Source organism: Arenimonas sp. (assembly GCF_022842045.1).
Taxonomy (GTDB): Bacteria; Pseudomonadota; Gammaproteobacteria; order Xanthomonadales; family Xanthomonadaceae; genus Arenimonas.
The window spans coordinates 1-24,576 of record NZ_JALHQI010000003.1 but is presented as its reverse complement, the minus strand read 5'-3'; the positions used below and the strand labels follow the sequence as shown (position 1 = coordinate 24,576).

Here is a 24,576-nt window from a genome sequence, read left to right as displayed (position 1 = left end):
AGGCCGGCCTGGCGTCGATGGGTGGGGACGATCCTGTTGGTGATCGCCCTGGGCTACCTCGCCTACACCCTTCGCGACGAAGTCGACGAGATGCAGGCCGCGCTGGCCCGCATCTCCGTCGCTGGCTTCCTCGCGGCGACGGCACTGGCCCTGGTGATGTGCTATCTCAAGGCGATCTACCACCGGACGCTGCTCAGTCGCATCTCTGGCCGGCACGAACACCTGGAGGCCGTGGTTCCGGCCTATGCCCAGGCACAGGTCGTGCGCTACCTGCCGGGCAAGGTGTGGGGCCTCGTGCACCAGGCCAACAAGCTCTCCAGCCTGTTCACGCCGCAGCAGGTGATGCTGGCCAACCTCCTCCAGATGCTGGTCACCAACCTGATGGCGGTGGGGATCATCGGCTCGATCCTCGCGGCACACCTGACAGGGCAGGCCTGGCTGCTGCTGGGCCTGCCGCTGACGCTTCTGGTCGTGGAAGCGCTGCACCGGCGCCCGGTGCTGGAACAATCGATCGTGACCCTGGCCATGAAGGCCAGCCGCGGCCGGTTCGGCACCCAGGACCTGGCGCGCACGCCGATCGCGCCGATTCCCTGGCGTGGCACCGCCCTGCTCTGCCTGGAGTGGATTGCGTTCTACGCGATGTGGCTCGTGGCGGCCGACGGATGGCTGGCAATGCCGGACCTGCTGCTGTTGGGAACCTGGTACGCCGCGGCATCGCTGCTCGGCATCGTGGCCATCGCCGTTCCCGCCGGCATGATCGTGCGGGAAGCGTTGTTCGTCTCGCTGGGCGGCTTGAGTGCTTACCCGGAGGGATTGCTGCTGGTGCTGGCGGCCGCACTGCGGATCGTGATGACCTTGGGCGAACTGGCGCTGATTCCAATCGCCCTGCTGGTGTCGCGGCTCGGCGGGAAGCCCGGCGCGAGGCACGGGTGAATGCGCCCGTTTGCTGGCCATGCGTGGGCGGGTTGTGGCGAAATACCGGCGACACCCAGGAGTGACGATGCACGGCCAGGTTGAAAGATGGGACCAGCTTGCCGCAGCCGAGCTCGATGCAGCGGTCATCGACCCCAACGACTTGCCGGGCAGGAAGAACCGCTACATCGCCAGACTGCGGAATGCCGCCATCCTCGAAGCGGTCCGGCCCCTGCTCAGCCAGGACGACGTGGTGCTGGACTTCGGCTGCGGCAATGGCGGCATCTCCTCCCAGTTGTCCGTCACCGGCTGCTGGACGCTGGGCGTGGACATCTCGATGGGGCTGCTGAAGCGGACGGGTGAAAGGAACTTGGGCCGGAAGTCCGCCTTCGTTCGTTATGACGGCCGGCACCTGCCCGTCCGGGCAGCTTCCTTCAAGGCGGCCGTGACCTGGGTGGTGCTCAACCACATCCTCGACGATGCCGAACTGCACCATCTGCTGGTGCAGATCAGGGCCTCCCTGGTGCCGGGCGGCAGGTTCGTTGCCATCGAACAGGTCCGTCGTCGACCCACCGTGGACAGGACGGCCTGGCAACACCGGCGAACCATCGAGGGCTTCATCGCTCTCTTCAATGCCGCGGGTTTCCGCGTGGAGGAGACGGCCATCGTTCGATACGGACGCCTGCCGATGACCTACGCGATCCGCTACGGTTGGCTGAGCGAGCGGCACCACGAGTCCGTCGCACGGTGGGAGCGACGCATCGGCCGATGGCTGGGCGTGCTTCCCTGGGACTACTGCGACGTGCGATTCGTGTTGTCGGTCGATTCCCCGGCTCCGCCATGACGGCCGGCGCGGGTAATGCGACGCGGGAACACGTGTTCCCGGTGATCGTGGTGGGTGCGGGGCCGGGTGGCCTGGCGGCTTCGCGCCAGCTGCGCCACCACGGCATCGAACACCTCGTGCTGGACCAAGGCGACCTGGGGGAATCGTGGCGGAACATGCCGGCGACCTTGCATCTCGTGAGCCCTTGGTGGACCAACGTACTTTCCTTTCGTGACGTCCTTCGCCACTGGCCGTTTTCCATGGTCTCGGCGGCGGACTACGCCACCTACCTGGCGGCGTTCGCCAGGCGCCACGGCATCGAGGTGCTCGGCGGCTGCCGGGTAGACGCCATAGACCGCCCCGGGGGTGACGGGGCTCCGTTCGTACTCGCGACCAGCAAGGGTCAGCTGCACTGCCGGGCCGTGATAATCGCGACCGGGTACTTCTCCAACCCCGTCGGGCCGGTGCCTGCGCCGCAGCATGATGGGTCGATCCCGGTAGTACACGCCGCCAGCTACCCCGGGACAGAGGCGATCGCGCGACTGTGCGCCGGAAAGCCTGCGCTGATCGTCGGCCGACGCATCAGCGCCGGACAGCTCATGGTCGAACTCGCGGATAGCGGACTATCCGTCGCGCTCTCGACGCGTCAGCCGGTCGAGTTCAGGCGGGACGGCCTGCTCGGGAACGCCAAGGACTTCATCTACTACTTCTACGAGGAGCTGCTGATGAAGTTCAAGCCGGAACTGCGCGCGCCATCGTTCCCGGTCATGGACGGCGGCAGGTCACGCCAAATGGTCGAGAGCGGGCAAGTCATGGCGCACCCGGAGATCACCGCGGTTCGCGAGGGACGGGTGACTTTCCGGGACGGAAGCAGCCTTGAGCCCGGCGTCATCCTGCTGGCGACCGGCTACCGTCCGGCGCTGCCCGCGCTGCAGTCCCTCCCCATCAGGAGGCTGGAAGACGACCTGCCGGCCTGCATCCGATGGCAGGCGGACGGCGTGCCGGGGCTGTATTTCCTCGGCCTCGACAACCGCATGAATTATCGAAGCCGCACCATCCGCGGCATCCGTAGCGACGCCGCCGGCATTGCGGCCCAGCTGCGGCGTCGGCCGGCCTAGCGGTTGAGCCGGGAAAGCGCGGCATTGACGCCGACGGCGACCCGCCCCAGCCAGCCCTGGCCATAGTCGCGGGTCAGCACCACGCCTTCGCGATCGGCCCACTTTGCCTTGAACCGCAGCAATCCCGGTTGGTTCGCGGGCGATGCCATCAGGTTGAACCGCGAGAGTCCCTGGCGACGGGCGATGGCGATCAGTCGCGACAGCAGTTCATCACTGACCCCCAGCGGTCGGGCCGCCGCCGAAACCGCGGCATGCAGGTAATAGCCAGTGTCCCCGTCCATCGCCAGCACGGCGGCACCGGCCAGGCTGCCCTGCGGATCCAGCGCGTGGACCACCCGCACCCGATCCCCGGGCATGGACAGCAGCCGTTCGAAGTATGCGGCGCTGTAACGGGCGGTTCCGCGATGCGCACGTACGACCGCCGCATACAGGCCATGCAGATCGCGTGGCGCACAAGGTCCCTCGATGAAGGCCAGCGACCCCCCCGCCCGACGCGCATGCGCCAGGTCACGTACGCGACGCCTGCTGGCATCCTCGCGCCAGGCGCCGAGATCGTCGATCCAGGCGTCGGGCTGGACGAGCCCCGGGAGGCCGGAGGCCACCGCTTCGCCAGCCATTGGCTGGTTCACCCGCACGATGTGCAGCCCCAGTCTTTCGGCGAGCGGCGGGACGAACGCAAGCGGCAGGTCGCCCACGCAACGCGGCACCACGGGGAAGCCGAGGAATCCCACCTTCAGTGGCCCTCGCCGGAATACGGGCACCATCATTCCCTCGCCGAGCGCCTCGTTCCAGGCGTATCGCGGCTGCGCCCCGAGCGCGCCCAGCACATGGCCCCAGGCTACGGACGAGAACAGGCGCCCCGACGAATCCGCCCAGGCCTGCGCCCGACGCACCGCGTCATCGTCCGTGCGCCAATGACTCACGGCTCCGGCTCCGTGGGCAGGAGTCCCGCGGCATCGAGGAAGGCGCGCGCCGCCTCGCCGACGTCGAAGCGCGCAGCCGCGACGGCCAGGTGCCCCGCACGATGCACCGGGGCCTTGGAAATCGCCCGGGACAGCGCGCGGGCGAATGCAGTCGCCGTCACCTCGCCGGCGATCTCGCCCAGATCGGCTCCTTGCAACAGCCCCGGGAGATCGCCCACTGGCATCGCCACCACCGGCAGCCGCATCGCCAGCGCATCGGAAAAGACCACGGGGATGCTTTCGATGCGGGAAGGCAGCAGCAGGAAGTCCGCGGCTTCCAGCGCCGCCGACGCCGCGGCCTTGTCGAGGAATCCGTCCAGTCGCACTGGCCGACCGGCCGAAACCAGTGCCCGCACCCCTGCCCTGACCTCGGCCTCAAGTGGACCGCCCCCGGCGACATGGACCTCGCGGATGCGTCCCCAGTCCGACTCCTCCAGCTGCGCCAGCGCGTCAAGCAGAAGGTCGATGCCCTTGTTGGGGTGCCAACGACCCAGGAACAGCAGGCGGTACGGCCCCTCTTCCGCCAAGGGCCGGGTCCGTAACCGATCCAGCCGCCGGCTGCTGGGAAGGAACCCGAAGCCACGACCCGCGATGCGTGCGGCATCTTCGCCCAGTTGGAGCCCATCCGCGAACCGGAAAGAGGCGTTGCGGATCACGTTGCGCAGCAACCCGCGAACGCCCGGCAGTCGACCCAGGCTCCAGATGTCACTGCCCAAGGCCCACACGGAATAGGGAACGCCACGGGCTCGGGACAGGACGCGGGCGGCCCAGCCCGAGGGCAGCACCCATAGCGCGAGCGTATGCCCGACCGCGCCATCGCTCCCGGCCCGCAAGGTCTGGCGGCGCAACGAGACCAGCGTGCGGAGGATCGCCGGATAATCCGTGGGGCGCGCGGGCGAAAGAAGCGACAGTGGCTTGCCCGGCGCGGCGAACCGGAACACCTCGATCCCACCGGGACCGGCCTCACGGCACTCCATGTTCCCCGGTGCCACCACGCGCACGGGCACATGCCTGGCCGCTGCTTCGGCGAAGTCGGCGACGAAGGCTCCCGCGGCTTCGCTGCCATCCGCCATCTGCGGATAGGACGTAGTGATCAGCAGCAAGCCGCGCCCGCTCACGGCCGCCGCAGCTCGAAGGCATGCCCGGCAGTCAGTGCAGGCCAGTCCGGCCACGCCAGGCTCAAGAGGAAACAACCGAGGTTCACCGACAGCACCGCCACGGCCACCGGAATTGCCAGCAGTGCGGTGCGCCACGCCGGCCCTGAAGCGGCGCCACCGGCCAATGCAAGGTTCACCAGCAACCCCGCGCTGCGAAGCGCGTGCAGCCCCGGGGCGAGTGACACCACCTCCAGTCCGGCGGCGCGTGCATCGCGGCGGATGCCGTGCTCGGTGTACCGCTGGAAATCAAAGGGCGCGTCGTGCAGCGGGTACAGGAACGGCATGGACAGCCAGGCCCGCGCGCCGGGCTTGAGCACCCGGCCGACCTCGTGAAGCACGCGCGCGGGGTCGGGCACGTGCTCGAGCACCTCGAGGCAAACCACCGCATCGAACGTCCCGTCCGGGAACGGAAGCGCAGCGGCATCGGCGAAAACCTCGGGTCGGGCGCCGTAAAGATCGCGACCGGTCGAGGGGTAATCCAGCGAAACGTACCGAGCCCCTGCCGGCAGCTCCGCCTCGATCCAGCGATCGCCAGCACCGATGTCCAGCACCTTGCCCGCAATGCCCTTCAGGCCCTCCGGCGCGCGCCGCCGACCCAGAAGCCACTGCGGATGCAGCGGGGTTCTGGCGACATGACGCGCCAGGGACCTCAGCCGGCTCATGGCCGCGACGGGCGATTGTAGGTCAGCGACGTGATCTGCTCGGACACCAGCCCGATCAGGAACACGATGACGGCGGCACTGAACAGCAGCGCGCTCATGTTCGTGAACCGCCCCTGGGTCACGAAGGTATAGGTGTAGTAGCCGGCCCCGAGCAGGAAGAACCCCGCACCCACCGGCGCGAAAAGCTTCAGCGGCGAGTAAAGGGTCGCGATCTTGAAGATGATCAGCAGGAAACGCACCCCGTCCCGCAGCGGCCGGATGTGGCTCGCCGTGCCCACCCGCTTGTCCACCCGGATGGGCACGTAGTCCACCGGGTAGGCACTGCGGAAGAAGGCCATGGTGCTGGTGGTGGGGTAGCTGAAGCCGTTGGGCAGCAGGTGCAGGAACTCGCGGAAGCGGTCGGCCCGCACGGCCCGGAAACCGGAGGTCAGGTCCTTCACGTCGTGGTTGGTCATCCAGCTGGCCAGGCGGTTGTAGAGCCGGTTGGCAAGGCTGCGGCCCAGGCTGGCCTGGCCGCTGCCGTCGCGGGCGCCGACCACCATGTCGTAGCCGGCTTCGAGGCGGGCCAGCAGCCGGGGAATATGGGCCGGATCGTGCTGGCCGTCGGCGTCCATGAACACGATGACCTCGCCGCTGGCGGCCCGCGCACCCCGCTTGATGGCCGCGCCATTGCCCATGGAGTACGGTGAAGACAGCACCCTGGCCCCCAGCGAGGCCGCCACGGCGGCCGTCTCGTCCGTGGAACCGTCGTCCACCACGATCAGCTCGGCCCCGGGCAGGGCCTGTGCCAGGGCCGGCAGTGTCCGCCGCAGACCCTCGGCCTCGTTCTTGGCAGGCAACACCACGCTGACCTTCATGGCCACCCCTGAATGGACCCGAGTCCAAGCTTACTTGATCCCACCCCCCTCCTGACTATAAGAACGTCTCGCAAGAGGCTGGCCAGCGGCAGTTTTTCGGGTACAGTTGACGCATCAGTGCGTCTCTGGGGAGCAGAGTGAACGCCAACGCGACCGCCAACTTGGTGGGCATTACCGGCATTGCCCGGCGCCTCGTGCTGGACGGCGTCCTGGGCGAGGCCGACGCGCGCAAGGCCCTGGACGAGGCCAGCAAGCAGAAGCGGCCCATCCACCTCTACCTGCTCGAAAAGAAGCTGGTCACCAGCGCCCACATCGCCGGCGCCAATGCCGTCGAGTTCGGCATGCCCCTCTTCGACAGCGCCGCGCTGGACCTGGGCCAGGCCGCCACCAAGCTCGTCAGCGAAGAGCTGATCACCAAGCACCAGGCGCTGCCCCTGTTCAAGCGCGGCAACCGGCTGTTCGTGGGCATCGCCGACCCGACCAACACCCGGGCGCTGGACGAGATCAAGTTCGCCGCCAACCTCACCGTCGAGCCGATCCTGGTCGACGAGGACAAGCTCCGCCGCAGCATCGAGCAGGCGCTCACCGCCTCCGACAGCATGGGCGACAGCATGGGCGACGACGAGGGCCTCGAGAACCTCGAGTCCACCGGCGGCGACGACGATGCCCCCGACAACCTCGCCGACACCAAGGGCGGCGACGACACCCCGGTGGTGCGCTTCGTCAACAAGGTGCTGCTGGATGCCATCAAGCGCGGCGCCTCCGACATCCACTTCGAACCCTACGAGACCGAGTTCCGGGTCCGCCTGCGCATGGACGGCATCCTGCGCGGCGTCGCCAAGGCCCCGGTGAAGCTGCACCCGCGCATCACCGCGCGCCTGAAGGTCATGGCCCAGCTCGACATCGCCGAGCGCCGCCTGCCGCAGGACGGCCGCATCAAGCTCAACATCTCCAAGACCAAGCAGATGGACTTCCGCGTGTCCACCTGCCCCACGCTGTTCGGCGAGAAGGTGGTGCTGCGCCTGCTCGACGGCAGCGCGGCCAAGCTGGGCATCGACAAGCTGGGCTACGAGGAAGACCAGAAGAAGCTCTACCTCGACGCCCTGGCCAAGCCCTACGGCATGATCCTGGTCACCGGCCCCACCGGCTCGGGCAAGACGGTGTCGCTCTATACCGGCCTGAACATCCTCAACACCGAGGAGCGCAACATCTCCACCGCCGAGGACCCGGTCGAAATCCGGGTCCCGGGCATCAACCAGGTGCAGATGAACGTCAAGAAGGGCATGACCTTCGCCGCGGCCCTGCGCAGCTTCCTGCGCCAGGACCCGGACGTGATCATGGTCGGCGAGATCCGCGACCTCGAGACCGCGGAGATCGCGGTCAAGGCCGCGCAAACGGGCCACCTGGTGCTCTCCACCCTGCATACCAACGACGCCCCGCAGACGGTGTCGCGCCTGATGAACATGGGCATCGCGCCCTACAACATCACCTCGTCGGTCACCATCATCATCGCCCAGCGCCTGGCGCGCCGGCTGCACGATGCCTGCAAGAAGCCCATCAGCCTGCCGGAGAACGCCCTGCTGGCCGAAGGCTTCACCCAGGAGGACATCAAGGCCGGCATCAACCTCTACGAGCCGGGCGGCTGCGAAGACTGCAACGACGGCTACAAGGGCCGCGTCGGCATCTACCAGGTCATGCCGATGGCCGAGAACATCCAGTCGATCATCCTCGAGGGCGGCAACGCCCTGCAGATCGCCCAGGCCGCGCAGGACGCCGGCGTCCGCGACCTGCGGCAGTCCGCCCTCTACAAGGCCAGGCAGGGCGTCACCAGCCTGGCCGAAATCAACCGCGTGACGAAGGACTAAGCCATGGCGACGACCGCTGCCAAAACTCCCCCCCAGCGCACCAACGCGATGGAACAGTTCATCTGGGAGGGCACCGACAAGCGCGGTGTCAAGATGAAGGGCGAGACCACGTCCAAGAACGCCAACCTGCTCAAGGCCGAGCTGCGCAAGCAGGGCATCAACCCCACGGTGGTGCGCACCAAGTCCAAACCGCTGTTCGGCGCCAGCGGCAAGGCCATCAGCGCCCAGGACATCTCGGTCTTCAGCCGCCAGATCGCCACCATGCTGCAGGCCGGCGTGCCGATGGTGCAGAGCTTCGAGATCCTGGCCGGTGGCCAGAAGAACCCGCGCATGCGCGACATGCTGCTCGACATCCGCGACTCCATCGCCGGCGGCAGCTCGCTCAGCGAGGCCATGGCCCGGCACCCGGTCCAGTTCGACTCGCTTTACCGCAACCTCACCCGTGCCGGCGAAGGCGCCGGCGTGCTGGATACCGTCCTGGACACGGTGGCCACCTACAAGGAGCGCACCGAGGCGCTGAAGGGCAAGATCAAGAAAGCGCTGTTCTACCCGGCGGCCGTGATCGCGGTGGCGATCCTGGTCAGCGCCGTGCTGCTGATCTACGTGGTGCCGCAGTTCGAGGAAGTGTTCAAGGGCTTCGGCGCCGACCTTCCCGCCTTCACCCAGATGATCGTCAACGCCTCGCGCTTCCTGACGGCGTGGTGGTGGCTGGTGCTGGCGATCGTGGTGGGCATCGTCTTCGGCTTCCTCTTCATCTACAAGCGTTCGCCTGCGCTCGAGCGCAACGTCGACCGCCTGATGCTGAAGCTGCCGGTGATCGGCATGATCCTGCACCAGTCGGCCATCGCCCGCTTCGCCCGCACCCTGGCCCTGACCTTCAAGGCCGGCGTGCCGCTGGTGGAGGCGCTGGAGACTGTCGGCGGCGCCACCGGCTCGATCGTCTACAACGAGGCCGTCATGCGCATCCGCGACGACGTCTCGGTGGGCTACCAGCTCAATGTCGCGATGAAGCAGGTCAACGTCTTCCCGCACATGGTGGTTCAGATGACCGCCATCGGCGAAGAGGCCGGCGCGCTGGACACCATGCTGCTGAAGGTGGCCGAGTTCTACGAGCAGGAAGTGAACAACTCCGTGGACGCGCTCGCCAGCCTGATCGAGCCCTTCATCATGGTGGTCATCGGCGTGCTGGTCGGCGGCATGGTCATCGGCATGTACCTGCCGATCTTCAAGCTGGCCGCGACCGTCGGCTGACCCGATGCTCGAGCTGATCCAGGCCACGCCGGGCCTCGCGCTCGGCCTGGCCCTCCTGTTCGGGCTGCTGGTCGGCAGCTTCCTCAACGTCGTCATACTGCGCCTGCCGCCCTGGCTGGAGTGGGAATGGCGCAAGTCCAGCCGCGAAATGCTGGAGCTGCCCGAACCCTACGAGCCGGCCCCGCCCGGCATCGTCGTGCAGGGTTCGGCTTGCCCCAAGTGCGGCCACAAGCTGGCGCCCTGGGAGAACATCCCGGTGCTGAGCTGGCTGGCGCTCCGGGGCCGGTGCCGCGGCTGCGGCGGCGCGATCTCGATCCAGTACCCGGCGGTCGAACTGGTCACGGGCCTGCTGTTCGCCGCCTGCGTCTGGCGCTTCGGCGCCGGGCCCGAGGCGCTGGCCGCCATGGTGTTCACCGGCTTCCTGGTCGCGCTGGCCGGCATCGACCTGCGCACCACCCTGCTGCCCGACCAGCTCACGCTGGGCCTGCTCTGGATCGGCCTGGGCCTGTCCACGGTGACCTTGTTCACTTCGCCCAGCCAGGCCATCTTCGGCGCCATCGCCGGCTACCTCAGCCTCTGGACGGTCTACAAGCTGTTCAAGTGGCTGACCGGCAAGGAAGGCATGGGCTACGGTGACTTCAAGCTGCTGGCGGCTTTGGGCGCGTGGTGCGGCGCCACCGCGATCCTGCCGATCGTGCTGATCTCTTCGCTGATCGGCGCGGTGGTCGGCACGCTGTGGATCACCTGGCGCGGCGCCGACCGCGCCACGCCGATCCCGTTCGGCCCCTACCTCGCGGCCGCCGGCTGGGTGCAGCTGCTGTGGGGCGCCCAGCTGATCCAGGCCTACCGCGACCTCTCTGGCCTGAACTGACGCCATGGCCACGACCCTGGTCGCCGTGACCGGCGGCGTGGCTTCGGGCAAGTCCGAGGCCACGCGCGCCTTCGAGGCCTTGGGCGTGTCCGTGGTGGATGCCGATGTCGCCGCGCGGGAGGTCGTCGCGCCGGGACAGCCGGCGCTACAGGACATCGTGGCGCGCTTCGGCGCCGGCAGCCTGCTGCCCGATGGGCAACTGGACCGGGTCGCGATGCGGCGACGGGTGTTTTCCGATCCGGCCGCCAAGCGCGACCTCGAGGCCCTGCTGCATCCCCGCATCCGCACCTGGCTCAAGACGGCTTGTGCCGCCGCCCCGGGCGCCTACGCCGTAGTCGCGATCCCGCTGCTGGCGGAAGGGGGCGGCCGCGACAGTTACCCCTGGCTGGACCGCATCCTGGTGGTGGACGTGCCCCGCGCGGTCCAGCAGGCGCGACTGGTGCAGCGCGACCAGCTCGAGGCGGCGTTGGCGAGCCGGATGGTGGCGGCCCAGGCCAGCCGGGAACAGCGCCTCGCGATCGCGGACGACGTGATCGTGAATGATGGTTCGGTCGAGGAACTGGTGGCGGCGGTGCGGAAGCTGCACCCGCGGTACCTGGCCCTGGCACAGAAGCTTCGGGACTGAAGTCCCCCCTACGCGAGGCGCGGTAGGAGGGACTTCAGTAACGAAACTTCACTTCGGCCAAAGGCCGCGAATCCCCGCCACGCCCTGCCCGCCATGCCGGCGCGCCACGGCCGCGTCGGCGGGCTTCATGCCGCCCAGGGCGTAGATGGGCAGCGACACGCCCTCTCGCAGCGCGGCAAACGCGTCCCAGCCCAGAGGCGCGGCATCGGGATGCGAGTCGGTCGCGCGGACCGGCCCGAGCACCACGAAATCCAGACCCAGGCGCTCGGCCTGTGCCAGCTCCGCGGCGTCATGGCAGGACGCGGCCACGGGCTGGCCCGCGGCCAGCACCGGGCGTGCGGACAGGGCCATTAACTGGGCCGAACGCAGGTGCAGCCCCAGGCCCAGCTCGGCGGCCAGCCCGGGCTCGCCGTTGAGCAGCAGCTGGGCGCCCTTGGCGCGGCAGCGGACCTGGGCGTCGCGGGCCAGGATGGCCAGCTCGGCCGGGGCCATCGCCCTGGCCCGCAGCTGGATGCGGCGGGCACCGGCGGCCAGGGCCTTGTCCAACTTCGACAGGAAGCCCGGGCGATCCGTGGGCTCGGGGGTGATCAGATATCGGTCGGGCGCCGTCAGCGCCGCCACCACCGGGCGGTCGGCGGGCGGCATCGGGTAGCTGGCCAGCTTCTCAAGCGGGGCCCAGGCCAGGGCCTGGCGCTCCAGCCCGCGGGCGGTGCCCTCGAACTGGTCGACTTCGTAGACGTCCAGGACGATGCGCTTGCCGGGATAGGCCTGCGGCACCGAGACCAGCGGCCGGGCCGGGCCGATGCGGATGCCCAGTTCTTCCTGCAGCTCGCGGTCCAGCGCCTGCAGCGGGGTTTCGCCGGGTTCGACCTTGCCGCCGGGGAACTCCCAGGCGCCGGCCAGGTCGCGGCCGGCGGTGCGGCGGGCCAGCAGGATCCGGCCGCGGGCGTCCCGCAGGACGGCCGCGACCACGTGCACCGGGGGTTTAGGTCGGTCGCCGGGCATGCGCCGGGATCAGTCCAGGCGCCCGTGGCACTGCTTGTACTTCTTGCCGCTGCCGCAGGGGCAGGGATCGTTGCGGCCGACCTTGGGCTCCTCGCGGACCGTCGGGCTGGCCAGCACGCCTTCGCCGCGGGCGGCCTGCGCCTGGGCCTCGGCGGCTTCCTCGTCGGCGCCGTAGCCGCCGGTCTCGGGATGCTGGAACTGCATCTGCTGGGCCTTGGCGGCGAGGCGCTGGCGCTCGGCCGCTTCCATGGCCGCGACCTCTTCCTCGTTGCGGATGCGGACGCGGGCCAGCAGCGACACCACCTCCAGCTTCACCTTCGACAGCATGTCGCCGAAGAGCTCGAAGCTCTCGCGCTTGTACTCCTGCTTGGGCTGCTTCTGGGCGAAGCCGCGCAGGTGGATGCCCTGGCGCAGGTAATCCATGCGGGCCAGGTGCTCCTTCCAGTTCTGGTCGAGCACGTTGAGCATCAGGTGCTTTTCCAGGCTGCGCATCATCTCGGGGCCGAGCTGGGCCTGCTTGGCCTCGAACATGCGCGCCGCGGCTTCCTGGGCCAGGTCGTGGATGCGCTCGTCGTCGATCGCCGACTCGGTGCGGGCCGGGCCCTGCAGGTCGACCTCGAGGCCGAACTCGTCGGCCAGCGCGCGCTCGAGGCCGGGCAGGTCCCACTGCTCGTCGATCGACTCGGCCGGCACGTGGCGGCGCACGATCTCGGTGACCACGTCCTCGCGGATGGCAACGATGGCGTCCTCGACCGAATCGGACTCCAGCAGTTCGTTGCGCTGCTGGTAGATGACCTTGCGCTGGTCGTTGGCGACGTCGTCGAAGTCGAGCAGGTTCTTGCGGATGTCGAAGTTGTGGGCCTCGACCTTGCGCTGGGCGTTCTGGATCTGCTTGGTCACCAGGCCCGACTCGATGACGTCGTTCTCCTTCATGCCCATGCCGCGCATGGCGCGCTGCACCCAGTCGGCGGCGAAGATGCGCATCAGGTTGTCTTCGAGCGAGAGGTAGAAGCGGGACGAACCCGGATCGCCCTGGCGGCCGGCGCGACCGCGCAGCTGGTTGTCGATGCGGCGGCTCTCGTGGCGCTCGGTGCCGATGATGTGCAGGCCGCCGAGGGCCTTCACTTCGTCGTGGCGCTTCTGCCACTCGGCCTTGGCGCGGGCCTTGTCGGCCTCGGTGGCCTCGTCGCCCAGCTTGTGCAGCTCGGCCTCGAGCGAGCCGCCGAGCACGATGTCGGTGCCGCGGCCGGCCATGTTGGTGGCGATGGTGACGGCCTTGGGCTTGCCGGCGTCGGCAACGATCTGCGCCTCGCGTTCATGCTGCTTGGCATTGAGCACCTCGTGCGGGATGCCGGCCTGCTTGAGCTGGCTGGACAGCAGTTCGGAGGTCTCGATGGACGTGGTGCCGACCAGCACCGGCTGGCCGCGGCCGTAGCAGTCCTTGATGTCCTCGACGACGGCGTCGTACTTGGCCGGGCGCGCGAGGTAGACCAGGTCGGGGTGGTCCTTGCGCACCATCGGCCGGTGGGTCGGGATCACCACCACTTCCAGGCCATAGATGGTCTGGAACTCGTAGGCCTCGGTGTCGGCGGTGCCGGTCATGCCGGCCAGCTTGCCGTACATGCGGAAGTAGTTCTGGAAGGTGATCGAGGCCAGGGTCTGGTTCTCGCGCTGGATCGGCACGCCTTCCTTGGCCTCGATGGCCTGGTGCAGGCCGTCGGACCAGCGGCGGCCCGCCAGCGTGCGGCCGGTGAACTCGTCGACGATGATGACTTCGCCGTCGCGGACGATGTAGTCGACGTCGCGCTGGAACAGCGCGTGCGCGCGCAGCGCCGCGTTCAGGTGGTGCACGACCGCCAGGTTGTTGCCCGAGTACAGCGTGTCGTCCTCGCCGATGATGCCGGCCTTGCGCAGCAGCTCCTCGGCGCGGACCATGCCCTGCTCCGAGAGGTGGGCCTGCTTGCCCTTCTCGTCAACGAAGTAATCGCCCTCGCCGTCTTCCTTCTCCTGGCGGACCAGGTGCGGGACGATGCGGTTGGTCTTGACGTACAGGTCCGGGGAGTCGTCGGCGGGGCCGGAGATGATCAGCGGCGTGCGCGCCTCGTCGATCAGGATCGAGTCGACCTCGTCGACGATGGCGAAGAACTGGCCGCGCTGGAAGCGGTCGTCCTTGGACAGCGCCATGTTGTCGCGCAGGTAGTCGAAGCCGTATTCGTTGTTGGTGCCGTAGGTGATGTCGGCGGCGTAGGCGCCCTTCTTGTCCGAATGCGGCATGCCCGGGTAGACCACGCCCACGCTCAGGCCCAGGAAGTTGTAGAGCTTGCCCATCCAGGCCGAGTCGCGCTTGGCCAGGTAGTCGTTGACGGTGACCACGTGCACGCCCTTGCCGGCCAGCGCATTGAGGTACACCGCGAGCGTGGCGACCAGGGTCTTGCCCTCGCCGGTGCGCATCTCGGCGATGCGGCCGGAATGCAGCACCATGCCGCCGATCAGCTGGACGTCGTAGTGGCGCAGGCCGAGCGCGCGGCGCGAGGCCTCGCGGCAGACGGCGAAGGCCTCGACCAGCAGCGAATCGAGGCTGGCGCCATTGGCGACCCGCTCGCGGAACTCCTCGGTCTTGCGCTTCAGGGCGGCGTCGTTGAGACGCTCCAGCTCGGGCTCCAGGGCGTTGATCGCGGCGACGTTCTTCTGGAACTGGCGCAGCAGTCGATCGTTGCGGCTGCCGAAGATGCGGGTGAGCAAGCTGTTGAGCATGGGGAAAACCGGTAGGGGAAAGGACCGCGCAGGGCGCGAAATGAAACGGCCGCGGCAGCCCTAGGAGGGGCGTCGCGGCCGTCTAGTCTAACTTGGGGACGGGGTCGGGACTATCAAGCCCGCCCGCGACGCTCAGCCGCGGACCTTGTCCAGGTATTGGCGCGGGTTGACCTGGCGGCCGTCGAGCATGATCTCGAAGTGCAGGTGCGAGCCGGTGGAGCGGCCGGTGGAGCCGACCTTGCCGATCAGCTGGCCGGCGCGGACCACGTCGCCCGCCTTCACCAGGTTCGCCGCGTTGTGGGCGTACAGGGTCTTGAAGCCGTTGCCGTGGTCGATCTCGATGGTGTTGCCGTAGCCGTTGCGCCAGCCGGAGTAGCTGACCACGCCGTCGGCGGCGGAGGTGATCGGGTCGCCGCTGTTGGCGTCGATGTCGATGCCCATGTGGTGGGCGCGTCCGCGGCCGAAGGGGTCGTTGCGGTTGCCGTAGCCGGAAACGATGTAGCCCGGCGCCGGCATGCCGGCGGGCGTGCGCTTGGCGTCGAGGTCCTGGTCGAACAGCAGGGCCTCGAGCACGTTGAGCTGGCGGCCGGAGTGGTCGAACTGCGCCTGCAGCTGGTCGAGGCTGGCGAGCAGGTCGCCGGAGGCGACATCGCCGGCGGCCTCGCCACCGCCCTGGCCGGGCAGTTCGCCGAAGTTGAATTCGCCGTCCTTGAGCTTGCCGACCCGGGTCAGGCGGTCGCCGAGGGCATTGAGGCGGTTGGCCTGGGCCTGGAGTTCACCGACGCGGGCGGCGATGGCGTTGACTTCGCGCTGGGCCTCCTCCCGGGCCTGGGTGAGCTCGAGCGCCTGGGCGTCGAGCTGGGACTGCATGCGGGCGATTTCCTGGAGGGCCGCGCCGTTGGCGCCGCGCGCCAGGTAGCCCAGCCCGAAGGCGGTGGCCAGCACCAGCGCGATGGCGCCCAGCGCGATGCCCGCGACCTTCGGCTGGTCGAACGCCAGTTTTTTTGGCGCCCGGAGGAATTTTGCTGCGATGATGACATTCATCATGTCTGAACCACCTAAAACCCGCGTCCGCGGCGCCGCGTCGTCGCTGGCCCTTCCCCCGCTGGCGCTCGAGGCGCTGGCCGGATCCGGGCTGGCCAACGTGGTCGAGCGCGCCAAATGGTTGGCTGCGCTGGATCCGTTGCTGCGCCAGAGTCTCCCCGCCACCTTGGCCGGCCAATGCAAGCTGGCCAACGTGGATGACAAGCACTTGGTGTTCCTGGTGAGCGCGCCGGTCTGGAAGGCCAAGCTGCGGCTGCATGCCGACGCCCTGCTGGGCGCGGCGGCCGCGGCTGGCCTCAGGGGCCGGTCGCTCGTGGTGAAAGTGTCCACTCCGGTGTCGCCCGTCCCCACGGGGACCGGTACCGCCCGGTCACTCTCCGAGGCAGTCCGCGATTCACTGCGGGCCACCGCCCAATCGGTTTCGGATCCGGAGCTCCGGGCGCAGCTTCTGCGGCTGGCCTCGTCGTCCCGGTCTGGCACCGACGGGGCATGATGCCCCGGCCTCCGGGTCGAGTCGTTAACAAGACGTTAAAGGAGGGTCAAACTTTGTGACCCGTGTCTCGTTCCGCTGCCGCGGGATGACAGCCGCCTTACACCGCCTGGGCGGGGTGGGCGTAGGAAATCGGCGCCAGGGCCGGATCCTCGAAGGTGACCTCTTCCCAAGCCGAGGTATCGGCCAGCAGGGTGCGCAGCAGCTGGTTGTTGAGCGCGTGGCCGGACTTGTAGCCGTAGAAGGCGCCGATCAGGCTGTGGCCCAGCAGGTAGAGGTCGCCGATGGCGTCGAGGATCTTGTGCTTCACGAACTCGTCCTCGTAGCGCAGGCCGTCCTCGTTGAGCACGCGGTAGTCGTCCAGGACGATGGCGTTGTCCATCGAACCGCCGAGCGCCAGGTTGCGCTCGCGCAGGAACTCGATGTCCTTCATGAAGCCGAAGGTACGGGCCCGGCTCACTTCCTTGACGAAGGAGGTGGTCGAGAAGTCGATCTCGGTGCTCGAGGTCGACTTGTTGAAGATGGGGTGCTGGAAATCGATGGTGAAGCCGACCTTGAAGCCTTCGAACGGCTCGAAGCGGGCCCACTTGTCGCCGTCCTCGACCTTGATGGGCTTGAGGATGCGGATGAAGCGCTTGGCCTTGGCCTGCTCCTCGATGCCCGCGGACTGCAGCAGGAACACGAAGGGACCGGCGGAGCCGTCCATGATCGGCACTTCCGCCGTGGACAGGTCCACGTAGGCGTTGTCGATGCCCAGGCCGGCCATGGCCGACAGCAGGTGCTCGATGGTCATGACCCGGGTGTTGCCCTCGACCAGCGCGGTGCACAGGCTGGTGTCGCCGACCTTCTCGGCCTTGGCGTGGATCTCGATCGGGGATTCGAAGTCGACGCGCCGGAACACGATGCCGGTATCAGGCGCAGCCGGGCGCAAGGTCATGTAGACCTTCTCGCCGCTGTGCAGGCCGACGCCGGTGGCGCGGATGACGTTCTTGAGGGTTCTTTGTCTGATCATTTTTGTGGCGTTCTCCGGGAGGAGCGCGCAAAACCGCTCGAACCATACCACAGGGCGCAATAAACGAAAACCTAACATTATTCCCAGCGTCCCATTTCAGCAACAAACGTGAGCTGGTTCACATTTTTGTATCCATCCTTGCCCCTTCCGGCCGGAAAAGGACCCGCCGGCAGGGCCGGCGGGTCAAGGTTTCCTGACCCCCTGGGGACAGCAGGTCTAACCCCGCAAGCGGGACCGGACCCTACCCGGACGCGACCTTCCTGGCCGGCCGGCTGCGAACCGCACCGCCGCACCTGGTCGGGTGCGGGCGGCCGGCCGCCCTTCTACTCAATCGGCCTGGCGACGCAGGAAGGCCGGGATGTCGAGGTAGCTGTGGTCGGTCGGGAAGTCCGACAGCGCGCTGGTCGCGGCCGACGCCGGCTCGGCCGAGCGGCTGGCGCGCAGGCCCATGTGGCCATTGGCCTGCGGCGGGGCCGCGGTCACGTTGGCCATCGCGTCGTAGTCGACCTGGCCGGTGCTGGCGTTGCGCACCAGCTTGACCGGGGCGCGGTAGACCTCCTTCTCTGGGGCGCGCGGGGCGGCCTGGCGAACGACGCCGCGGTTGAGGCCGGTGGCCACCACGGTGACGCGCACTTCGTCCTGCATGTCCGGATCCAGCGAGGTGCCGATGACCACGGTGGCGTCCTCGGAGGCGAAGTCCTCGATGGTGCGGCCGATCTCGTCGAACTCGGCCATGGTGAAGTCCGGGCCGGCGGTGATGTTGACCAGCACGCCATTGGCGCCGGACAGGTTCACCTCGTCCAGCAGCGGGTTGGAGATCGCGGCCTCGGCGGCGGCCTGGGCGCGGTCGTCGCCGCGGGCGACGCCGGTGCCCATCATCGCCAGGCCCATCTCGGACATGACGGTGCGGACGTCGGCGAAGTCGACGTTGATCAGGCCCGGGCTGACGATCAGGTCGGCGATGCCCTTCACGGCGCCCAGCAGCACGTCGTTGGCGGCACGGAAGGCCTGCACCATGGTGGCCTGGCGGCCCAGCACGGTGATGAGCTTTTCGTTCGGGATGGTGATGAGCGAGTCGCAGTGGTGGCTCAGCTCCTCGATGCCCTTGAGCGCCACCTGCATGCGGCGGCGGCCCTCGAACGGGAACGGCTTGGTGATCACCGCGACGGTCAGGATGCCCATCTCCTTGGCCAGCTGCGCCACGACCGGGGCGGCGCCCGTGCCGGTGCCGCCGCCCATGCCGGCGGTGATGAACACCATGTCGGCGCCTTCCAGCGCCTCGACGATGCGCTCGCGGTCCTCGAGCGCGGCCTGGCGGCCGACCTCGGGATTGGCGCCGGCGCCCAGGCCCTTGGTGACGTTGCCGCCGAGCTGCAGCTGCAGCTTGGCGCCGCACTGCTTGATCGCCTGCGCGTCGGTGTTGGCGGTGATGAACTCCACGCCCTCCACGCCCGCGTTGACCATGTGCGCCACGGCGTTGCCACCGCCGCCGCCGACGCCGATGACCTTGATTACCGCATTGGGTGCCAACTTCTCGATCAGTTCAAAATGTGCCATGTCCGCGTCCTCCGTGATTCGAATCCAGGGGTTGTTGTTGTGCTTTCTTGTTCGTTGCTTGTTCCGCTACGCCAATGACGTCGTTCAGAACTCACCGCGATACCAGTTCTTGAACTTCGTCCAAATCGTTCCCGCCTTGCCCGCCGACAGCGTCGGGCGGCGCGGGTGTTCCAGCAGGCTGCCCCACAGCAGCAGGCCGACGCCGGTGGCGTGCACCGGGTTGCCCACCACTTCGCCCAGGCCGGAGACGTGCTGGGGAATCCCCACGCGCACCGGCATGTGCAGCATTTCTTCCGCGAGCTCGACCACGCCCTCCATCCGCGAGGCGCCGCCGGTGAGCACCAGGCCGGCGCGAACCAGCTCCTCGAAGCCCGAGCGGCGCAGTTCGGCCTGCACCATCTCGAAGATTTCCTCGTAGCGGTTCTGCACCGCCTCGGCGAGGGCCTGGCGGGCCAGGCGGCGCGGCGGGCGGTCGCCCACGCTCGGCACCTGGATGGACTCCTCGGCGGTGGCCAGCTGCGCCAGCGCGCAGGCGTAGCGCACCTTGATCTGCTCGGCCTCGGGCGTGGGCGTGCGCAGAAGGTGGGCGATGTCGTTGGTGACCTGGTCGCCGGCGATCGGCAGCGAAGCCGAATGGCGAATGGCGCCCTGAACGAACACGGCGATGTCGGTGGTGCCGGCGCCGATGTCCACCAGCACCACGCCCAGCTCCTTCTCGTCGGTGGTGAGCACGGCGGTGCTGGAGGCCAGCGAGCTCAGGATCAGGTCGTCCACCTGCAGCCCGCAGCGCTGCACGCACTTCATCACGTTGCTTGCGGCCGACTGGGCGCCGGTGACCAGGTGCGCGCGCACCTCGAGCCGCACGCCGGACATGCCGACCGGGTTGCGGATGCCTTCCTGCGAGTTGTCGACGATGTATTCCTGTGCGATGGCGTGCAGGATCTTCTGGTCGGCCGGCACCGCGACCGCCTTCGCGGCCTCCAGCACGCGGTCGAGGTCGGCGTAGGTCACTTCGCCGCCGGCCACGGGCACGATGCCGGGCGAATTGCGGCACTGGGTGTGGCTGCCGGTGATGGAGGCGTAGACCGAGCGGATCTCGCAGCCGGCCATCAGCTCGGCCTCCTCCACCGCGCGCTGGATCGACTGGACGGTGGATTCGATGTCCACCACCACGCCGCGCTTCATGCCGCGCGATTCGTGCGAGCCGATGCCGATCACCTCGATCTCCTGGCCGGGCGAGTATTCACCCACCAGGGCGGTGACCTTGGAGGTGCCGATGTCGAGGCCGACGATCAGCGACTTGTCGCCTTTGCGATTCATGCGTTTCCTTCCTGCGTGCGGCCGGCGGCGTCGCCGGGCGACGCCTCTTTTTCGTTCGGGATGGCCGGCGGCGGATCGCCCCAGACCAGGGTGAAGCCATTGGTGTAGCGAAGGTCGGCGCGCACCAGCACGCGCGGGTCGTTGTCGCGCAGCTTCGGCAGCAGGCGCGCGAACCGGGCCAGGCGCGCCTGCGGGTCGCCGCGGCCGGCTTCGACCGCGGTGCCGTCGTCGAGCTTCAGGCTCCAGCTGCCGCGGGCGCTGAGCTGCACCGACTCGACCCTGGCGCCGACGGTGAGGAACAGCGGGCGCGCCAGGCTGTGGAAGGACATTAGTTCGCTGGCGCGACCTTCCGGGCCTTCGAACAACGGCAGGCCGGCCCCGGCACCCTCGGGCGCCGCGAACAGCTTGCCGTCGTCGGACAGCAGGCGGCCGTCGGTCCAGCGCGCCACCGGCGTGTGTTCGGTCAGGCTGACCTCGAGGCGGTCGGGCCAGCGCTTACGCACTTCCACCCGCTCCACCCAGGGCAGGCCGGCGACGGCGTCGCGCACCTGGTCCAGGTCGACCGCGAAGAAGCCGCGCTGCACCAGCGGCAACACCGCCTCGCGCACCGCCGCCTCGTCCACCTGCGCGAACTCGCCGGTCACGGCCAGCTTGCGCATCGGCCAGCGCTCGCCGGCGATCCAGCCGTTGAGCACGGCGACCACGGGCAGCGCCACCAGGGCGATGGCGAGGGTCCAGGCGATGACGCGCAGCAGGGCGTTCACGGCGTGGCGTCCTCCCGCGGCAGGCTGGTCTCGAGCACGCGCCAGCAAAGTTCTTCGAAGCCGATGCCGACCTGGCCCGCGGCCTTGGGCACCAGCGAGTGGCTGGTCATGCCCGGCGCGGTGTTCACCTCGAGCAGGTAGTTGTGGCCAGCGGCATCGCGCATCACGTCGACGCGGCCCCAGCCGGTGCAGCCGGCGGCGCGGAACGCGGCCAGTGCGAGCGTGCGGATCGCGGCCTCGGCCTCGCCGTCCAGGCCCGGGCACAGGTACTGCGTGTCCTCGGCCACGTACTTGGCGTGGTAGTCGTAGTACTCGCCCGCCGGCACGATGCGGATGCTGGGCAGGGCGACGTCGCCGAGGATGCCGACCGTGAACTCGCCGCCGACGATCATCTGCTCCATCAGCAGTTCGCCCGGATAGCGCGCGGCCAGGTCGACCGCGGCGGCCAGGCCGGCTTCGTCGAACACGCGCGAGACGCCGACGCTCGAACCTTCGCACGACGGCTTGACGATCACGGGCAGGCCGAGCGTGCGGGCGGCTTCGACCACGTTGGCACCCGGCGCCAGGCGCGCGTAGCGCGGCGTCGGCAGGCCCAGCGACAGCCAGACCTGCTTGGTGCGGATCTTGTCCATGCCCAGGGCCGAACCCAGCACGCCCGAGCCGGTGTACGGCACGCGCAGCGCCTCGAGCAGGCCCTGCAGGGTGCCGTCTTCGCCGCCGCCCTTGTTGCCGTGCAGGATGTTGAACACGCGGTCGAAGCGCTTGGCCAGCAGCGCTTCCAGCAGGGCCGGGATGCCGTCCACCGGCTGGGCGTCGATGCCCCGGGCGCGCAGCGCCTCGAGCACGTTGCGGCCCGACTCCAGCGACACTTCGCGCTCGGCGCTGGTGCCGCCCATCAGGACGGCGACGCGGCCGAAGGCCTTCGGGTCGGTGATGCGCGGGGCGGGGATCGGCGTCATGCCTGGGGTTCTCCATTGAGTCCGTGCAGGGCGAGCTCGGCCGCGACGTGGCCGATGTCGCCGGCGCCCATCACCAGCAGCAGGTCGCCGTCGTGCAGTACGTCGGCCAGCACGCGCGGCAGCTCGCGCGCGCCGCCCGCCAGCACCGGGTCGATGCGGCCGCGGGCGCGGATGGCGCGCGCGAGCGACTTGGCGTCGGCGCCCGCGATGGGCGCCTCGCCCGCCGGGTACACGTCGGTGAGCAGGACGGCGTCGGCGCTGGACAGCACCGCGGCGAAATCGTCGAACAGGTCGCGGGTACGGCTGTAGCGATGCGGCTGGAAGGCCACCACCAGGCGGCGCTGCGGCCAGCCGCCACGCGCCGCGGCGAACACGGCCTCCAGCTCCTTCGGATGGTGGCCGTAGTCGTCCACCAGCAGCGCCTTGCCCCGGCCGAAGTCGAGCTCGCCCTTGAGGTTGAAGCGGCGGCCGATGCCCTGGAACTTCTCGAGCGCCGACGCGATCGCGGCCGGCGCGACGCCCAGCTGCCAGCCAATCGCGGCCGCGGCCAGCGCATTGAGCACGTTGTGGCGACCCGGCAGGTTCAGGGTCACGACCTGCGGCGCGCTCTCGGGCAGGTGCAGGGTGAAGCGCATGCAGGCGCCGTCCTGGCGCACGTCGCGGGCAAACACGTCGGCCGGCTGGTCGATGCCGTAGGTGACCAGGTGGCGCGGCGTCTCCGCGGCCAGCGCAGCCACCTCGGCGTCGTCCACGCACAGCACGGCCAGGCCGTAGAACGGCAGGCGGTGCAGGAATTCATTGAAGGCGGCCTTCACGCGCTCGAAGTCGCCGCCGTAGTTCTCGAGGTGGTCGGCGTCGATGTTGGTCACCACGGCCACCAGCGGATTCAGGCGCAGGAAGCTGCCGTCGCTCTCGTCGGCCTCGGCCACCAGCCACTGGCCGCCGCCCAGGCGCGCGTTGGCGCCGGCCGAGAGCAGCTGGCCGCCGATCACGAAGGTCGGGTCCAGGCCGCCCTCGCTGAGCACGCTGGCGACCAACGAGGTGGTGGTGGTCTTGCCGTGGGTGCCGGCGATCGCGATGCCGCGCTTGAAGCGCATCAGCTCGGCCAGCATTTCCGCGCGCGGGACCACCGGGATGCGCTCGGCGCGGGCGGCGACCAGTTCGGGGTTGTCGGCGCGGATCGCGCTCGACACCACGACCACATCCGCGCCCGCGATGTTGCCCGCCGCGTGCCCGCGATGGATGGCGGCGCCCAGCGCCAGCAGGCGGCGGGTGGCGGCGGAATCGTTCTGGTCCGAGCCCGAGACCTGGTAGCCCAGCGTCACCAGCACCTCGGCGATGCCGCTCATGCCGACACCACCAATGCCGATGAAGTGCACGCGCGGGAAAGCGCGGGCCAGGTCGCCGGTGTCCTGCAGGCGGCGGCGGATCATGCGCGGGCCTCCTTCAGCACCAGGTCGGCAACGCGCTCGGCCGCATCGGGGCGGGCGGCGGCGCGGGCGGCTTCGGCCATGGCCAGGCGCGCGGGCGCATCGGCCAGCAGCGACGAGAGCGCGTCGAGCAGGCGCGCATCGAAGCCCTCGCCTTCCGGCAGCAGTCGGGCCGCGCCGCGCTCGACCAGGAATTCGGCGTTGCGGGTCTGGTGGTCGTCCACCGCCTTCGGGAACGGCACCAGCAGCGAGCCGACGCCGGCGGCGCAAAGCTCGGCCACGGTGAGCGCACCGGCCCGGCAGACGACCAGGTCGGCCCAGGCGTAGGCCTCGGCCATGTCGGCAATGAACGGTTCGACGCTGGCGGGCACGCCGGCCTGCGCGTACACCTGGCGCGAGGCCTCGGCGTGGCGTTCGCCGCACTGGTGGCGCACGGTCGGCCGCTGCGCCTCGGGCAGCTTCGCCAGCAGGGCCGGCAGCGCGGTGTTCAGCGCGTAGGCGCCCTGGCTGCCGCCAAGCACCAGCAGCCGGACCGGGCCGCTGCGTCGGGCGAAGCGCTCGGCCGGCGGCGGCACGGCGGCGATCGCCGGGCGCACCGGATTGCCGACGTCGGCGGTGTCGCGTCCCGGGAAGCTGCCGGGGAAGCCACACAGCACCCGGCGCGCCAGGCGCGCCAGCACCCGGTTGGTCAGGCCGGGCGCGCGGTTCTGCTCGTGCACCAGCAGCGGGCGGCGCAGCAGCCACGCGCAGAGGCCGCCCGGCCCGGCGGCGTAGCCGCCGAAGCTGACCACCGCGCGCGGCCTGGCCCGCCGCAGCACCGTCAGCGCCTGCAGGCAGGCGCGGGCGAGCACGAACGGCGCCTTGAGCAGGGTCATGGCGCCCTTGCCGCGCAGGCCACCGATGGCGATGGTCTCCAGCGCCACGCCGGCCTGCGGCACCAACCGCGTTTCCATGCCGCCCGCGGCGCCCAGCCACAGCACCGGCACGTCGCGCGCGCGCAGCGCCTGCGCCACGGCCAGGCCCGGGAAGATGTGGCCGCCGGTGCCGCCGGCGAGGATCAGCACGGGGCCGCTCATGCCACGGCTCCCATCTTCGGCTCGATCCGGTGGCGCGAACCGCGCGGGCCCAGCGCCGGCGC

22 protein-coding genes are annotated in these 24,576 nt (G+C 69.4%); 8 read left to right on the top strand and 14 right to left on the bottom strand.

Going from position 1 to position 24,576, the window contains the following annotated elements; genetic code table 11:
- Positions 1-21: 21 nt before the first annotated feature.
- From Q0C12_RS01485 to Q0C12_RS01475, 3 genes are all read left to right on the top strand, one after another.
- The gene (locus Q0C12_RS01485; protein WP_290885190.1) at positions 22-933 is read left to right on the top strand and encodes a hypothetical protein; all 912 of its coding nucleotides are present in this window, start codon (positions 22-24) and stop codon (positions 931-933) included.
- Between the two features lie 67 nt (positions 934-1,000).
- A complete protein-coding gene (locus Q0C12_RS01480; RefSeq protein ID WP_290885187.1) occupies positions 1,001-1,756 on the top strand; it encodes a class I SAM-dependent methyltransferase in 756 nt (251 codons plus the stop codon).
- The gene (locus Q0C12_RS01475; protein ID WP_290885184.1) at positions 1,753-2,853 is read left to right on the top strand and encodes an FAD-dependent oxidoreductase; all 1,101 of its coding nucleotides are present in this window, start codon (positions 1,753-1,755) and stop codon (positions 2,851-2,853) included. Before Q0C12_RS01480 ends, Q0C12_RS01475 begins: the two co-directional genes overlap by 4 nt.
- On the opposite strand, the gene Q0C12_RS01470 is transcribed toward Q0C12_RS01475, so the two are convergent.
- From Q0C12_RS01470 to Q0C12_RS01455, 4 genes are read right to left on the bottom strand one after another with little or no spacing between them, the layout of a single operon-like run.
- Positions 2,850-3,776, bottom strand: a complete 927-nt coding sequence (locus Q0C12_RS01470) for a GNAT family N-acetyltransferase (protein WP_290885181.1) — start codon at positions 3,774-3,776, stop codon at positions 2,850-2,852. The genes Q0C12_RS01475 and Q0C12_RS01470 overlap by 4 nt on opposite strands.
- Positions 3,773-4,918 carry a glycosyltransferase gene (locus Q0C12_RS01465; RefSeq protein ID WP_290885178.1) on the bottom strand — a complete coding sequence of 382 codons (1,146 nt, stop codon included), beginning with the start codon at positions 4,916-4,918 and terminating at the stop codon, positions 3,773-3,775. Before Q0C12_RS01465 ends, Q0C12_RS01470 begins: the two co-directional genes overlap by 4 nt.
- Before the next feature lie 11 nt (positions 4,919-4,929).
- Positions 4,930-5,634, bottom strand: coding sequence for a class I SAM-dependent methyltransferase (locus Q0C12_RS01460; RefSeq protein WP_290885175.1), 705 nt, complete (start codon positions 5,632-5,634; stop codon positions 4,930-4,932).
- A complete protein-coding gene (locus Q0C12_RS01455) occupies positions 5,631-6,491 on the bottom strand; it encodes a glycosyltransferase family 2 protein (protein WP_290885172.1) in 861 nt (286 codons plus the stop codon). Before Q0C12_RS01455 ends, Q0C12_RS01460 begins: the two co-directional genes overlap by 4 nt.
- Positions 6,492-6,628: 137 nt before the next feature.
- Between Q0C12_RS01455 and pilB the strand changes: the two genes are divergently transcribed.
- From pilB to coaE, 4 genes are read left to right on the top strand one after another with little or no spacing between them, the layout of a single operon-like run.
- Positions 6,629-8,356 (top strand): type IV-A pilus assembly ATPase PilB, encoded by a 1,728-nt coding sequence (pilB, locus tag Q0C12_RS01450; protein ID WP_290885170.1) that lies wholly within the window; start codon positions 6,629-6,631, stop codon positions 8,354-8,356.
- A gap of 3 nt (positions 8,357-8,359) precedes the next feature.
- Positions 8,360-9,607 carry a type II secretion system F family protein gene (locus tag Q0C12_RS01445; protein WP_290885167.1) on the top strand — a complete coding sequence of 416 codons (1,248 nt, stop codon included), beginning with the start codon at positions 8,360-8,362 and terminating at the stop codon, positions 9,605-9,607.
- Between the two features lie 4 nt (positions 9,608-9,611).
- On the top strand, positions 9,612-10,478 hold the full coding sequence (locus tag Q0C12_RS01440) for an A24 family peptidase (RefSeq protein WP_290885164.1): 867 nt from the start codon (positions 9,612-9,614) through the stop codon (positions 10,476-10,478).
- 4 nt (positions 10,479-10,482) lie between these two features.
- The gene (gene coaE / locus Q0C12_RS01435; RefSeq protein ID WP_290885161.1) at positions 10,483-11,103 is read left to right on the top strand and encodes a dephospho-CoA kinase; all 621 of its coding nucleotides are present in this window, start codon (positions 10,483-10,485) and stop codon (positions 11,101-11,103) included.
- A gap of 48 nt (positions 11,104-11,151) precedes the next feature.
- Here coaE and Q0C12_RS01430 read toward each other — a convergent pair whose 3' ends face one another.
- From Q0C12_RS01430 to Q0C12_RS01420, 3 genes are all read right to left on the bottom strand, one after another.
- Positions 11,152-12,108, bottom strand: a complete 957-nt coding sequence (locus tag Q0C12_RS01430) for a Nudix family hydrolase (RefSeq protein ID WP_290885158.1) — start codon at positions 12,106-12,108, stop codon at positions 11,152-11,154.
- A gap of 9 nt (positions 12,109-12,117) precedes the next feature.
- Positions 12,118-14,862: a preprotein translocase subunit SecA gene (gene secA / locus Q0C12_RS01425; protein ID WP_290885155.1), complete on the bottom strand. Its 2,745-nt coding sequence runs from the start codon at positions 14,860-14,862 to the stop codon at positions 12,118-12,120.
- A gap of 132 nt (positions 14,863-14,994) precedes the next feature.
- A complete protein-coding gene (locus Q0C12_RS01420) occupies positions 14,995-15,906 on the bottom strand; it encodes a M23 family metallopeptidase (RefSeq protein ID WP_290885152.1) in 912 nt (303 codons plus the stop codon).
- Here Q0C12_RS01420 and Q0C12_RS01415 point away from each other — a divergent pair.
- Positions 15,896-16,399 carry a DciA family protein gene (locus Q0C12_RS01415; RefSeq protein WP_290885148.1) on the top strand — a complete coding sequence of 168 codons (504 nt, stop codon included), beginning with the start codon at positions 15,896-15,898 and terminating at the stop codon, positions 16,397-16,399. The genes Q0C12_RS01420 and Q0C12_RS01415 overlap by 11 nt on opposite strands.
- 97 nt (positions 16,400-16,496) lie before the next feature.
- Here the strand turns inward: Q0C12_RS01415 and lpxC are convergent, their stop codons facing one another.
- From lpxC to murG, 7 genes are all read right to left on the bottom strand, one after another.
- Positions 16,497-17,408, bottom strand: coding sequence for a UDP-3-O-acyl-N-acetylglucosamine deacetylase (gene lpxC, locus Q0C12_RS01410; RefSeq protein ID WP_290885146.1), 912 nt, complete (start codon positions 17,406-17,408; stop codon positions 16,497-16,499).
- Between the two features lie 327 nt (positions 17,409-17,735).
- Complete coding sequence (gene ftsZ / locus Q0C12_RS01405; protein WP_290885142.1) at positions 17,736-18,965, bottom strand: cell division protein FtsZ; 1,230 nt, start codon at positions 18,963-18,965, stop codon at positions 17,736-17,738.
- Positions 18,966-19,049: 84 nt separating this feature from the next.
- Positions 19,050-20,285: a cell division protein FtsA gene (gene ftsA, locus Q0C12_RS01400; protein ID WP_290885139.1), complete on the bottom strand. Its 1,236-nt coding sequence runs from the start codon at positions 20,283-20,285 to the stop codon at positions 19,050-19,052.
- Positions 20,282-21,049, bottom strand: coding sequence for a cell division protein FtsQ/DivIB (locus tag Q0C12_RS01395; RefSeq protein WP_290885136.1), 768 nt, complete (start codon positions 21,047-21,049; stop codon positions 20,282-20,284). Before Q0C12_RS01395 ends, ftsA begins: the two co-directional genes overlap by 4 nt.
- The gene (locus tag Q0C12_RS01390; RefSeq protein ID WP_290885134.1) at positions 21,046-22,008 is read right to left on the bottom strand and encodes a D-alanine--D-alanine ligase; all 963 of its coding nucleotides are present in this window, start codon (positions 22,006-22,008) and stop codon (positions 21,046-21,048) included. The genes Q0C12_RS01395 and Q0C12_RS01390 overlap by 4 nt, the downstream gene beginning before the upstream one ends.
- Positions 22,005-23,438 carry a UDP-N-acetylmuramate--L-alanine ligase gene (murC, locus tag Q0C12_RS01385; protein ID WP_290885329.1) on the bottom strand — a complete coding sequence of 478 codons (1,434 nt, stop codon included), beginning with the start codon at positions 23,436-23,438 and terminating at the stop codon, positions 22,005-22,007. The genes Q0C12_RS01390 and murC overlap by 4 nt, the downstream gene beginning before the upstream one ends.
- Positions 23,438-24,514, bottom strand: a complete 1,077-nt coding sequence (gene murG, locus Q0C12_RS01380) for an undecaprenyldiphospho-muramoylpentapeptide beta-N-acetylglucosaminyltransferase (RefSeq protein ID WP_290885131.1) — start codon at positions 24,512-24,514, stop codon at positions 23,438-23,440. Before murG ends, murC begins: the two co-directional genes overlap by 1 nt.
- Between the last annotated feature and the right edge of the window lie 62 nt (positions 24,515-24,576).